Source organism: Pantoea sp. Ft-CA_14, from assembly GCF_024520875.1.
In the GTDB taxonomy this organism is placed as follows: Bacteria; Pseudomonadota; Gammaproteobacteria; order Enterobacterales; family Enterobacteriaceae; genus Pantoea; species Pantoea agglomerans.
Window position 1 is genome coordinate 283,403 of record NZ_JALNPM010000003.1, and the last position, 12,838, is coordinate 296,240.

Below are 12,838 nucleotides of genomic sequence, written 5' to 3' on the forward strand. Positions count from 1 at the left end.
ATAACAACCAAAGACACAACGGTTTAACTCAATACCAATTTTTAATGGAAAATTTTATGGCTCGTAGTGGCAGGGAATCAGGTTTCAGAAACAGCTTTAGCGTCTCATTACTGACACTGGGGATACACGCCCTCTTCCACCCCGCCCTGGCGGCGGAGGAGACATCGCAGGATATGGTGGTCAGCGCCACGACTGACGAAACCAGTGACAGCGGTAAGCAGAATTACGCGGTGCAGACCACCCGCGCGGGCACCAAATTAATGCTGACACCGCGAGATGTGCCTCAGTCACTCAGCGTGGTGACGCAGCAGCGAATGCAGGATCAGGATCTGCAATCGGTTAATGATGTGCTGACCAACGCCACCGGTATCTCCACCAATCTTATCGACAGTGAACGCTCCGAGTACTATTCACGCGGCTTCAAAGTCAGCAACTTCACTTTCGATGGCATTCCGACCTCGGTTAACGATACATGGAATTACGGCGACGCGGCGTCCGACACGGCAATCTATGACCGTATTGAAATCGTGCGCGGTGCGACCGGCCTGATGACCGGAGCGGGCAGCCCTTCGGCCTCGATCAATATGGTACGTAAACATGCTGACAGCAAAACCGCGACCGGCACGCTGAGTGCCAGTTATGGCAGCTGGAACAAGCAGCGCTACGTGGCGGATCTCTCTGCCCCGCTTAACAGCGATGGCAGCCTGCGCAGCCGTGTGGTGACGGGTTATACCGATCAGGAGAGCTGGCTGGATCGCTATCAAAAAACCAAAAAATTCATCTATGGCGTGATTGATGCAGACCTTACCGACAAGACGACGCTGTCACTGGGCTACGACTATGAAGATGACAACACCGGCAATCCAACCTGGGGTGGCCTGCCGATGTTTTACAGTAACAACGCCACGACACATTACGACCGCAGCCTGAATTCATCAGCTAACTGGGCGCGTTACAACACTAACTCGCGCAAAGTCTTTGCGGATATCGACCATAACTTCGATAACGGCTGGAATATTCATATCAACGGCACGCATGCTGAGAATACCTTCAGCGATAAGCTGCTCTATGTGATGGGCAATCCCGATCAGGAGAGCGGTGAAGGCACTACCGGTTACGGCAGTATGGATCGCGGCAAGCGTAAAATGGATTCAATCGATGGCTTTGCCAGCGGCCCGTTTGAACTGCTGGGTCGTCAGCACCTGTTGATGGCCGGAGCAAGCTACAGCCGCCAGCATAATGCCGCTTACAGTCAGGATGGATTCAGCGATGCGGAGGCGGGTGAAATCACTGCCGCCGATATGGGGATTTTCAATAATAGCTGGACCGGTAACTTAGCGGAGCCGGAGTGGCAGGGCTGGTATCTCAACGCTGATGACACTGTTCGTCAGAAATCGGTCTATAGCGCTGCACGTCTGTCGCTGGCCGATCCGCTGTCGCTGATTATTGGCGCTCGCTATACCCAGTGGAGCACCCATGGCAGCAGCGGAGAGATGACTAAAAATAACACCACGCCTTATGCAGGGCTGGTGTATGACATTAATGACACCTGGTCCGCCTATGGCAGCTACACCGCCATTTTCCTGCCGCAGACTTATCGCGATACTCACGGCAGTTACCTCTCACCGGTGACAGGTAAAAGTTACGAGACCGGTCTGAAATCCGCCTGGAACGATGGCCTGCTGACCGCCAGCGTAGCAATTTTCCGCATCGAGCAGGATAACGTTGGACAGGCAATTGATGGTGTTTATCTGAGCGGCAATGAGCAGGCCTATGACGCCGCCAAAGGTGCAGTGAGTAAGGGTGCCGAGTTCGAGCTGAATGGCGCGCTGACCGATAATCTGCAGCTGACCTTTGGCGCAACCCGCTATGTGGCACGCGATAAAAGTGGCCGGTTCAACAGCTATCAGCCGCAAACCTCATTCAAGCTTTTCACCCGTTATCAGTTAGCCGCGATCCCCGAGCTCACCGTTGGTGGCGGAATTAACTGGCAGAACCGGGTGTTTAAAGATGTGACCAATGCCAGCGGCGACAGCGTGCGGGTATATCAGGGCAGCTACCCGCTGGCCTCGTTGTTTGCCCGCTATCAGGTGAATAAGCAGGTTGCCGTACAGGCCAACGTCGATAATCTCTTTGACCGTGAATATTACAGCTATATGAACAGCTACGTTTACGGTGAGCCACGTAACGTGAATGTCAGCGTGTCTTATCAGTTCTGATAATGGTGAGCTGAGAGGCCAGACAGCCCGCGATTGCGGGCTGTTTAGTGTGCTGATTTAACAGGCATGATGCGTGTCAGGGCTGTCCTTCCATATTCCAGCGCGCTGATCCCATCACATCGAAAACATGCTGGTCGGTGAAAGCCGGAAATCTGGCGCGTTTTGCCGCCACTTTGAGCGCGTTGCAATAATCTTTATCGCCCCCTTTGATAATAAAATTATCCAGGGTGCCATCAATTTTGAAATCCAGATGGGCATTACAGCGTTTCCCCTTCCAGGCGTGCGGCTCTGATAGTGCAGCATCCAGCGCTTTTTTTATGCCAGATGCCTGCTGACCATAGATATCGTTGTCCCCGACTTTTCCTGAACGGTTATAGCTGCAGGTTTCGAGTGCGCTTTTTTTAATGCATTCGTGTGGAGTGAGAGGCGCACAACCGGCTAACAGGGCACAGCAGAAAATGGGAATGATCTTTTTCATGGATAAGTCCTTTTAGGTGAAAAGGGAACGGCGTCCTGCTCCCTGGTTATTCTGATATCAGGCTAAGCTAAACCCCTGCAAAGTGAATCAACACAGGTTTATTTTCCCGTTTTTTTTCGCCAGAAGAGAGAGAAAGCAATCGCTGTTAATACGCCAATCAGGGGCATCGTGGCCGCGCCCGCCAGAAAGTTGTGCTGGTCGATGCGTTTGTCCCTGCGGATATTCGCGAAGCGTGCGAGTGCCTGTTTTTCATCTGAGGCACGAACTTCCTCGAACTGTTTTTTATAACCCTGCTCTGTCAGATCGAAAGCTCGTGTTACGTCCGATCTTTCAAGTGCAACAGTGTATTTGCCTTTGGTATAGAACCTGTATTCTGACATTCAGCGATCTCACATCCCGGAGGATAGATTTGCACTATATCGGGTATGAATGGGTTTGCAGAACGCTTTTGGAAAATAGTGCGGCACAATACAGGCTCCAGCCTCCCTGCTGAGTTAACCGCATCTCCTTTTCCAGCAAACTGCATGCAGTATTGCGGTAATATTTCCCGTGATGACCGTGGCTGTTAACTCTCTTCGGTTATCACTTCAAGCCCCAGATTCTCCCGCAGCGTGGCAAACTCATACTCATCGCGAAACAGTCCGCGACGGCGCAGTTCCGGGATCACCAGCTCCACAAACAGATCCAGCTGTTCCGGCATAATGGCTGGCATGATGTTAAAGCCGTCCGCGCCGCCCTGCTCCAGCCACTGCTGGAAGTCGTCGGCGATATCTTCAGCGGTACCGACAATCACGCGGTGTCCGCGTGAACCGGCGGCGACGGCGGCCAGCTCACGCAGCGTCAGATTCTCGCGCTTTGCCATATCGGTCATCAGCTTAACGCGGCTCTGATTACCTTCGCCCAGCGGAACCTCCGGTACCGGGCCATCCAGTGGATATTGGCTGAGATCCATACTGAACCGCAGTGAAAGCTGACGAAGCCCGTTCTCGATATCCACCAGCGTATTCAGCTTTTTCCAAAGCGCCTTCGCCTCCTCACGCGTGCGGCCAATAATCGGCATGACACCGGGCATAATCACGACATGATCCGGGTTACGCCCGGCGGCAATGACCTGCTCCTTTTGAGTGCGATAGAACGCTTGCGCTTCCTCCAGACTGGCGGAGGCGGTAAAGATCACTTCCGCTGTCTCAGCTGCCAGCTTCTGACCATCAGCAGAAGAACCTGCTTCGATAATCACCGGACGTCCCTGTGGCGAACGCGTGATGTTCAGGGGGCCTTGTACCTGAAAATGCTCGCCCTGATGGTTGATCGGTTTGATCTTCTCATCAACAAAATAGTCCCCGGTCGCTTTGTCGGGCTGTACTGCCCCCGCTTCCCAGCCCCGCCACAATTTGTCTGCCACCTCAAGGAACTCCCGCGCACGGGCATAGCGGGAAGCGTGGTCGGGCATATCGCTGCGGCTGAAGTTACGTGCAACGTCAGTGGAAAACGAGGTCACGACGTTCCACGCGGCCCGGCCACGGCTGATGTGATCCAGTGACGAGAAACTGCGCGCCAGCGTAAAGGGATCGCTGAAGGTGGTAGAGGCGGTTGCGGCCAGGCCAATACGTCTGGTGTTGACCGCCAGCGCCGCCAGCATCGTCAGCGGTTCAAGGCGTGCCATGGTCGACGGCAGACGATACATGCTGGTTGCCAGTGCATCACCCACAAAAAACAGGTCGAACTTACCCGCTTCGGCTTTTTTAGCCAGCGTGATCAGCCAGTCGATATCAGTGGGATCGCCCAGCTGTTCCGTCAGACGCCAGCCGCTCACGTGCTGACCCACCGGTTGAACAAACAGGCCGAGCCGCAGGCGACGTGATGGAGTGAAATGATTCATGAACGATTCCTGGTCTGTAAGGTGTAAAGGCGCGCCGCAGCGCGCGCTTAAAAAAGGGTGTCCGTCGCCAGCAGCGCCTGCTCCAGCGCGCGGGCGGAGACGCTAAACGGCAGCCGTTCTGCGCAGGCCTGGGGGAATTTAACCTGCTGCGCGATGTTGCGTAGCGCGCTATGGCGATCGCCGCGTAACACCGGCAGCTTCAGCGGCATATCGTAGTGACGCAGCAGCGCAAGGAGTTCCGCATCCGCGACGCCGTCATGTTCTATCAGTGACTGCACCAGCAGGCTGAAGCCGACTTTCTCACCGTGCAGCCAGTGATGCAGCTCCGGCAGGTGCGTCAGTCGATTGTGAATGGCGTGCGCAAAGCCCGGCGTCGGCAGCAGGTCGCGCACACTGTTCGCCAGTCCGGCGAGCACGATAGTGGCATCAATGACTCTGACCAGTTCAGGCGTGACCCGCTGCTGCTGGCAGGCCAGGATCGCGGCGTCTCCCTGCTGCCGGAAAGTGTCAAGCGCCTGCCGCGCGGTCATCACCTTAAGATCCAAAGCCAGATCATCAGGGTTGTGCTGCTGATAAGGCCGGAATTCATAATATTTGGCCAGCGCATCCACAATACCCGCTTTCAGGTAGCGCACATCGCTCCGGACGATCACTTCACTGTCCACCAGCACCAGCTCCGGCATTTTCCCCAGCGGCTGGCTGTGCAGATGGCCGCCTTGCTCGTTATAGATGATGGCAATCGGTGACCAGGCCGCGCAGGTTGCCGCCTGGGTCGCAAAGTTAACCAGTGTGACCGCCGGCAACTGGCTGGCAGCGGCTTTAGCCGCATCCAGCACGCGTCCGCCCCCAATCGCCAGCAGCAGTTCTGCGCCCTGCTGTTCGGTATGGTGTTTTAAGCTGGCGATGGCCTGTTCTGTACATTCGCCCTCTAAATAGTCGAGCTGCCAGCGGATGCCATTCTCTTCAAGACTCTGGCTTAATTCCGGATTAACCGCCTGCCACGCCTGAGGAGAGGTAAAAATACGAATATGGGTGGCATAGGGTTTAATAAACTGACCGGCGCGGATGCGCAGGCCCGCCTCATGCGCATAGGCTCGCGGAGATGTAATGGCTAACACAGCAGCATCCTGATTATATAAAATAGAAAAAGACTTTTATTACAGTGAGTTAATAGCGTTTCATGGAATTTAATTTCTTTTCTGAATACTACGACAAATAACAATTTAAGCAATCAAAAACCGGCCATTTCATATTCACAAATCCGCATTAGGTTAGTTATTTTTCACACATAGCGACCCGGCTTTTACTGTTAATCTCTCATTCTGGCTGAATGAATTAACTGCCTGCCTGGCAGTTTTCCGGGAAATATTATGCAACTCGATTTTCGTCAGGTCAGAGAAGATGAGGTAGATGTTTATCTGGCGCTGATGCATGCCGCCTATGCACCCGTTAAAGCACTGGGCATTAAATTTGATGCCGCCACGGCTGACCGCGCTACAGCATTACGCCATCTGCAGAATCATGGCGTGTATGCGCTCTACATGCGTGACCAGATGGTTTCATCAGTGACCGTTCGCTATCCCTGGGGGCCGCTGCCCGGCCCGTTTGGGCTGCCGCATATCGGCTGGTTTGGCGCGCATCCCGACTATCCCGGCCACCATTTTGGTCGCCAGGTTCAGGATCGGTTAGAGCAGGAAATCCTGATCGATCAGTTGCATGCCCCAGCGGTCTCGCTGGGCACCGCCACCCATCACCCCTGGCTGAAAGAGATGTATCTGAAACGTGGCTTCCAGCCGATGCATACCCGCGATCTCGGTAAAGGTCACATCACCCTCTATATGAAAAAAGTACTGGACCCGGCGGCACATGATGCCTGGCTGAGCCGCCAGACAGCAGCAGAAGGAAACCCGCTATGAGCAGCGATAATCCCGCATCACTGGGCGAACAGCCGATCGCGTTTCGCCACGAACTGCACCGTTTTCCGGAGCGACCGCAATGAACCTGAGCGTAATGCTGGCTGAACATATCCTTTATAGTCAGCCGGATGAGTCAGCGCACCAGCACGCGCGTGAAGGTGTGCGGGACTTCCTGGCGGTGAGCTGGCCGGTGTTACAGGGCGAGGTGCCGGATAGCGGCTTACCGGCACTGCGCACAATCTACCGCGACGGCAGCGTGCGCTCGCAGGCGCTGCTGCTGGGCTATGCCGGACATGCGCTGGACTACGATGATTTTCATGCCGATTTTCGCGGTCACCCCAGCGTAGTGATCCTGCCCGCCCTGCTCGCCTGGCAGCAATATCAGCCAAAGCGCCTGAACCGTTTTCTGGATGCTTACGTCACGGGTGTGGAAATGGCAGGTCGCCTGGGACTGGCTGTCAGCCAGCAACATTACGCGCTGGGCTATCACAACACGGCAACGCTGGGCACCCTGGCAGCGGCGGCGGCACTGGCGCGTTTGCTGGCGCTGGAGAGTGATGCAACCGCGACCCTGCTGGGGATCGCTGCCACCCAGGCCAGCGGGCTACGCGCGCAGTTTGGTTCGGCGGTGAAACCACTGCACGCTGGTTTTGCCGCAGAACGTGCGGTGTCAGCGGCTCTGCTGACACTGGCCGGAATAGATGGCCGTCAGGCGGGTGTGATTGAGGCTTTTCTGGCAGCCAGCAGTTCGGGTCAGGCGCAGCCGGAGAAATTGCTGGAAAACTGGGGCCGCCCCTGGCGGATTAGCGCGCCCGGACTGGAGTTCAAACCTTTCCCAACCTGCGCAGGCACCCACAGCGCAGCGGAAGCGGCACAAATGCTGCGCCAGCAGTGGCTGGCAGCCGGCAAACCTCTTGATGCGCTGCTGAGCCAGATTGTCGATATCACCGTCGCCTTCCCGCCAGGCGGTGACATCGCCGCTTCCATATCCGTTCCGACGCACGGCATTGAAGCGCGTTTCAGCCTGGAATATGTGATTGCTGCGATGCTGATCTACGGCGATCTGCGTTTGCAGGATTTTGCCGAAGGCGATCTCAATCATCAGATTATGCCGCTGGCCGCCCGCGTCCGTCGTACTCCCGATAACAGCGCGCCGCCCGATGCGATTAACCCCGCCCTGCGCTTCCATGACGTCACGCTGACGCTGAGTGATAGCACAAAGCTGCATCAGCGCCGCACGCGCCAGCAGTCACTGGCAGAGAGTGTGGATGTATACAGGAAACTGCAGCTGGCGCTGAAGGCGTCGTCGCCCGATCTGCTGGCAGCCAGTGAGCTGCGTTCAACGGCAGATTTGCAGGCGCTGGGCCGCGCAATGCTGAGCGCCCTGTAACCGACTCATAACGGGGGAATAAAGGCCTGCACCGGCGTAACTTCCCCGGCAAATTTACGCACCTGTACCACCGTAATCTGCCCGCTAGATCCCTGCGCCAGAGATGACGTCCCGATATCCAGCGTCAGCACATTGGGATTACCGTGACGACAAAGCGGACGGGCGGCAGTGGCGTCGACCGGATCGTACCAGGCACCGGTTGGCAGCTGTACCACGCCAGGCATAACCGTGTCGGTGAGACGTGCGCTGGCGAGCACATGGCCCCGATCGTTATAAAGCTCAATGATGTCGCCATCCGCGATAGCCCGGGCTGCGGCATCCTCGCTGTTGAGGCTACAGACTTCGCGCCCGCCACGCTTGCCACTCTGACTGAAATCACCAAAATCGAGCTGACTGTGCAGGCGCGTCGCGGGCTGATTGGCAATCAGCCAGAATGGGTAGTCGGCGCTGGGTTTTTGCTGCGGTTCACGCCATACCGGATGGCCGGGACAGTTGTCATAACCAAAGCTGGCGATAGTGGCGGAGAAGATCTCAATTTTGCCGCCTGCTGTGGGCAGCGGTGCAGCATCAGGGTCAGCGCGAAACGCATTGATCATCCGTCCACCATCCTTCACCTGCGGCAACTCAAGGATGCCCTGCTGCCAGAACTGATTAAAATCCGGTGTCTGCACCTGATGCGCCGCCAGTTTTTCCTGTAGCTGATGGTAAAGATGCTGCAACCAGCCTCGCGCATCGCGCCCTTCGCTAAACGCTTCTTCCCGGCCAAGTTGCCGGGCCAGCTCACGGAAAATCGTGTAATCGTCCCTGGCTTCGGCGTAAGGCTGTGCCACTGGCTGCATGGCGATTAAATGGCGATCGGTCGGCGCACCGCCGATATCCTCTCGCTCCAGGGTCATGGTGGCGGGCAGGACGATATCAGCATGACGCGCACTGGCGGTCCAGACGCTCTCATGCACGATGAACGTATCCAGCTGGCAAAACGCCTGACGCAGCCGGGCCAGATCCTGATGGTGGTGAAACGGATTGCCGCCCGCCCAGTAAGCCAGCCGGATATGAGGATAAGTAAGCTGACGGCCATTGTAGTCAAACCTGGTGCCGGGATTGAGCAGCATATCGGCAATACGGGCTACCGGAATAAAGCGGTCGATGCCATTTTTGCCCTGCGGCAGGGACGGAAAGCTGACCAGATTGTGATGTTTGCCATAATGGCCCAGCGCACCCAGTGCATAGGTATAGCCGCCGCCGGGCAGCCCGGGCTGTCCGAGTGCCGCCGCCAGCACCAGGCCAAGCCAGACCGGTTGTTCGCCATGCTCGGCGCGTTGTAAGGCATGGGCGACCGTAACCAGTACGCGCTTGCCGTGCAGCTGTCGGGCGAACTGCCTGATCAGGTCGCTGCTGACGCCACAGATCGCGGCCGCCCAGGGCGCGTCACGCACCACGCCATCCTCTTCACCCCGGATGTAGGCCACCATCTGAGGCCAGCCGACACAGTAGCGCGCCAGAAATGCCTCATCGGTTAACCCTTCGGTGATTAATACCGCCAGCAGGCCGAGTATAAACGCCGCATCCGTTCCGGGTCGCAGCGCCAGCCACTCACCCTGTGCTTCCTCTGGCAAATCGCTTTTCAGTGGGCTTACCGAGATAAAACGGGTGCCGCGCTGTGCTGCACGCTGCATAAAACCGCGCTCGGTATGCTCACTCAGGCCGCCGCTGGCCACCTGGGCATTTTTCAGCGCCAGCCCGCCAAACGCCAGCACCACCTCGCTGTGACCGGCAATCTCTTCCCAGCTCACGCCACGCCGGGCGACTTCATTCATGTCGCCCACAATATGCGGCAGCAATACCGATGCCGCGCCGGAGCTGTAGCTGTTAACTGAGCGAACATAGCCGCCCAGCGTGGTGTTCAGGAAACGGTGCACCTGACTTTGGGCGTGATGGAAACGGCCTGCGCTTGACCAGCCGTAAGATCCGCCAAAAATCCCCGCCGGGCCGTAAGCCTCACCGACCCGCTTAAGCTCCCGTGCAACCCGATGACTGGCTTCCTCCCAGCTAACCGCGACATATTCATCTGCCCCGCGACGCCGATCCGGGCCAGGCCCGTTTTCCAGCCAGCCTCGCCTTATCATCGGCCGTGCGACGCGTGCCGGGTGATTAAGTGCATGACGGAAGTTTTGCAACAGCGGACTGGGGTCGGGATCGCCCCCGAACGGCTCAATAAGCAGTTGATCGCCGCTGCGCTCAGCGTGAAAAGCGCCCCAGTGGGCGCTGTGCATTACCGGTTTTTGCGTCATCCTACTTCCTGGCTTTCACAAAAGAAACGGTGCTCAGAGCACCGTTGCGATAAAGTTTCTGACGCGTCCGTTGTCTGGATCGTCAAGTACCTGCTGCGTCGGGCCAGCCGCCACAATTTTGCCGCTCTCCATAAAGACGATGTTATCGGCGACCTCGCGGGCAAATCCGATTTCATGGGTGACAACCACCATGGTGATACCGGAATGCGCCAGCTGTTTAATGACCTGCAGCACTTCACCCACCAGTTCCGGGTCAAGCGCCGAGGTCGGTTCATCAAACAGCATAACGCCAGGATCCATCGCCAGTGCGCGGGCAATCGCAACGCGCTGCTGCTGACCACCGGAAAGGTTTTGCGGCCACTCATCTTCGCGACCAGACAGCCCCACCTGTTTCAGCAGCGCCAGTGCTTTGCTGGTCGCCTGATGGCGACTCTGCTTTTTCACCCGCATCGGCGCATCCGTGATGTTCTGCAGCACGGTACGGTGCGGGAACAGGTTAAATTGCTGAAACACCATGCCGATTTCCGCCCGCTGGCGTGCAATGGCACTGCTGTTGAGTTCGTGCAGCGCCTGGCCTTTTTGTCGGTATCCCACCATCTGGCCGCCGATACGGATGGTGCCACCATCCAGCTTCTCAAGGTGATTAATGCAGCGCAGCAGCGTGGATTTACCGGAGCCGGATGGCCCCAGAATCACCGTGACCGACCCGGCAGGTATATCCAGGTTAACGTCGTCGAGGATGGTTACGCCAGAGAAGCGCTTAGTGACCCTGCGCAGTGCAATTGCTTCAGCCATTGCTCACACTCCTTTGTGTTTTCGGCAGCGAAAAGCGCGGCAACGACGGCCAGAGGCTGCGCTTTTCACGCCGCGTGACACCGCGGCCAAAATAACGCTCCACGTAATACTGGCCCACCGACAGCACTGAGGTCATCAGCAGATACCACAGGGTGGCGACCAGCAGCAGCGGGATCACTTCATAGGTGCGCTGATAGATAATCTGCGCCGAAAACAGCACATCCTGCAGAGAAATCACTGACACCACTGCCGTGGTTTTCAACTGGCCAATGATCTCGTTACCCGCTGGCGGCATAATGGCGCGCATCGCCTGCGGTAAAACGGTATGACGGAAAATCTGAGCCGGGCGATATCCAAGCGCGCGTGCCGCTTCAATCTGCCCATTACCCACGCTCTGGATACCCGCGCGCACAATTTCTGCGGCATAGGCGGACTGATGCATGACCAGCGCGATCACTGCCGCACTAAACGGGCTGACCAGCGCGTTGGACTGTGCACTCCAGATCTCACCTAAACCGGGAATCGACAGCGCTATTCTGGGATAGAGCGCCGCGATGTTGTACCAGAGAAACAGCTGCACCAGCATCGGCACACCACGGAAAAACCAGGTGTAGGCCCAGCTCACCGCAACCAGAACCGGGTTTGATGAGAGACGCATCAGCGCCAGCACCGTGCCGAAGGCAAAGCCCAGCACCACTGAAATGGCGGTGAGCTGCAGCGTCATTAACACCCCCTGCAGAATGGAGGGCGCAGTGAAGTTTTCTGCGATGATCCCCCACTCAAAGCGCGGATTGTTAATCATCGAATGTGCCATCGCCACCACGCACAACAGCACCACCAGCGCACTCAGCCAGCGTCCGTAGTAGCGTTTACTGACGATTTTCAGATCGTCAGTGTGGTTCTGAATCGCACTCATTTAAAAATCTCTTCGTTGCGTCGGGCTTCGGTCACAGCACCAAATCCGATTCCCCAGTTATCGAGGATTTTCCGGTAGCTGCCATCTTTGATTAAGGAGTTCAGCGCGGCCTGCACGGCAGGTTCAAGCGGAGAGGCTTTCGGGAAAGCGACAGAGACCGGTGCATCGTTAACGGTGATTTCGCCGCTCATAGTCAGCGGTTTGATTACCTTAACCTGCCACAGCAGCCCCTCATAAGGCCCCAGGAACAGCGGTACGCGCCCGCTGACCACCGCCTGCACGCCAGCCGGACGATCCGGGAATATCGCTACCTTGATGGGCTGCTTACCTGCGGCCTCACAGGCTTTACTGGCTTCTTCCAGCCGCGTAACCTGGGTGGTACCGGAACCGGCGCCGACCTCTTTGCCGCAGACGTCACTGAGTGATTTAAACGGGGCGATACTGGCGTCTTTTCGGGAAATAATTCCCAGCAGGCTGGCGTTGTAGTAGCCGACAAAGTCGATCTGTTTCAGGCGGGTCGGTGTGGCATTTATGTTCGACAGCGCCACATCGTAACGTCCGGTTTTCAGACCGGGAATGATGTTGTCGAAGCCGCCCGTGTCGCGCCACTCTACCGCGATACCCAGACGTTCACCCACCGCATTCATGATGTCGATTTCGCGACCGGCCAGCGTCTTATTATCTTCTTTATAAAAGGTAGTTGGCGGCGTATTCGGGTTTGTTCCTGCCACAATGTAGCCACGCTTGAGGATATCCGCAGGAATCAGCGTTTTCAGCGCCGGATCGGCTTTAACATGTATGCTGCTGTCAGCAGGCACTGAGGGTTCTGCCGCAAAGCTGACGGATGCGTTGAGCACGAGTGTGAAAAGGGTCATTCTTTTTATCAATTTCACCGGAACCTTTCTCCTGATATTTAAAATGTTCCCCCAGAGGGAAAAGCGATCGTGACCTGTT

At 56.7% G+C, this 12,838-nt stretch carries 11 protein-coding genes; 3 read left to right on the top strand and 8 right to left on the bottom strand.

Features of this window, described 5'->3' with window-relative positions:
- The first annotated feature begins 56 nt into the window (after positions 1 to 56).
- On the top strand, positions 57 to 2,219 hold the full coding sequence (fhuE, locus tag NR195_RS07165; RefSeq protein ID WP_187511789.1) for a ferric-rhodotorulic acid/ferric-coprogen receptor FhuE: 2,163 nt from the start codon (positions 57 to 59) through the stop codon (positions 2,217 to 2,219).
- A gap of 76 nt (positions 2,220 to 2,295) precedes the next feature.
- On the opposite strand, the gene NR195_RS07170 is transcribed toward fhuE, so the two are convergent.
- The 4 genes from NR195_RS07170 to NR195_RS07185 form a co-directional block, all read right to left on the bottom strand.
- Entirely contained in the window at positions 2,296 to 2,697 is a 402-nt protein-coding gene (locus NR195_RS07170; protein ID WP_010247930.1) for a cell envelope integrity TolA C-terminal domain-containing protein, read from the bottom strand.
- A gap of 98 nt (positions 2,698 to 2,795) precedes the next feature.
- Positions 2,796 to 3,077: a hypothetical protein gene (locus tag NR195_RS07175; protein ID WP_163640088.1), complete on the bottom strand. Its 282-nt coding sequence runs from the start codon at positions 3,075 to 3,077 to the stop codon at positions 2,796 to 2,798.
- A gap of 185 nt (positions 3,078 to 3,262) precedes the next feature.
- Positions 3,263 to 4,576 carry an LLM class flavin-dependent oxidoreductase gene (locus NR195_RS07180; protein WP_033772154.1) on the bottom strand — a complete coding sequence of 438 codons (1,314 nt, stop codon included), beginning with the start codon at positions 4,574 to 4,576 and terminating at the stop codon, positions 3,263 to 3,265.
- A 47-nt stretch (positions 4,577 to 4,623) separates the two neighbouring features.
- Positions 4,624 to 5,694: an iron-containing alcohol dehydrogenase family protein gene (locus NR195_RS07185; protein ID WP_256844345.1), complete on the bottom strand. Its 1,071-nt coding sequence runs from the start codon at positions 5,692 to 5,694 to the stop codon at positions 4,624 to 4,626.
- Positions 5,695 to 5,946: 252 nt separating this feature from the next.
- On the opposite strand from NR195_RS07185, the gene NR195_RS07190 reads away from it, so the two are divergent.
- Both NR195_RS07190 and NR195_RS07195 read left to right on the top strand, forming a co-directional pair.
- On the top strand, positions 5,947 to 6,492 hold the full coding sequence (locus NR195_RS07190) for an N-acetyltransferase (protein ID WP_033758314.1): 546 nt from the start codon (positions 5,947 to 5,949) through the stop codon (positions 6,490 to 6,492).
- Positions 6,493 to 6,571: 79 nt separating this feature from the next.
- Complete coding sequence (locus NR195_RS07195; RefSeq protein ID WP_256844346.1) at positions 6,572 to 7,882, top strand: MmgE/PrpD family protein; 1,311 nt, start codon at positions 6,572 to 6,574, stop codon at positions 7,880 to 7,882.
- A gap of 5 nt (positions 7,883 to 7,887) precedes the next feature.
- Here NR195_RS07195 and NR195_RS07200 read toward each other — a convergent pair whose 3' ends face one another.
- From NR195_RS07200 to NR195_RS07215, 4 genes are read right to left on the bottom strand one after another with little or no spacing between them, the layout of a single operon-like run.
- The gene (locus NR195_RS07200; RefSeq protein ID WP_256844347.1) at positions 7,888 to 10,173 is read right to left on the bottom strand and encodes a molybdopterin-dependent oxidoreductase; all 2,286 of its coding nucleotides are present in this window, start codon (positions 10,171 to 10,173) and stop codon (positions 7,888 to 7,890) included.
- Positions 10,174 to 10,206: 33 nt separating this feature from the next.
- Positions 10,207 to 10,968 carry an amino acid ABC transporter ATP-binding protein gene (locus NR195_RS07205; RefSeq protein ID WP_010670928.1) on the bottom strand — a complete coding sequence of 254 codons (762 nt, stop codon included), beginning with the start codon at positions 10,966 to 10,968 and terminating at the stop codon, positions 10,207 to 10,209.
- A complete protein-coding gene (locus NR195_RS07210; protein ID WP_182500179.1) occupies positions 10,961 to 11,884 on the bottom strand; it encodes an amino acid ABC transporter permease in 924 nt (307 codons plus the stop codon). The genes NR195_RS07205 and NR195_RS07210 overlap by 8 nt, the downstream gene beginning before the upstream one ends.
- Positions 11,881 to 12,759: an ABC transporter substrate-binding protein gene (locus tag NR195_RS07215; protein WP_010247954.1), complete on the bottom strand. Its 879-nt coding sequence runs from the start codon at positions 12,757 to 12,759 to the stop codon at positions 11,881 to 11,883. The genes NR195_RS07210 and NR195_RS07215 overlap by 4 nt, the downstream gene beginning before the upstream one ends.
- Positions 12,760 to 12,838 lie beyond the last annotated feature (79 nt).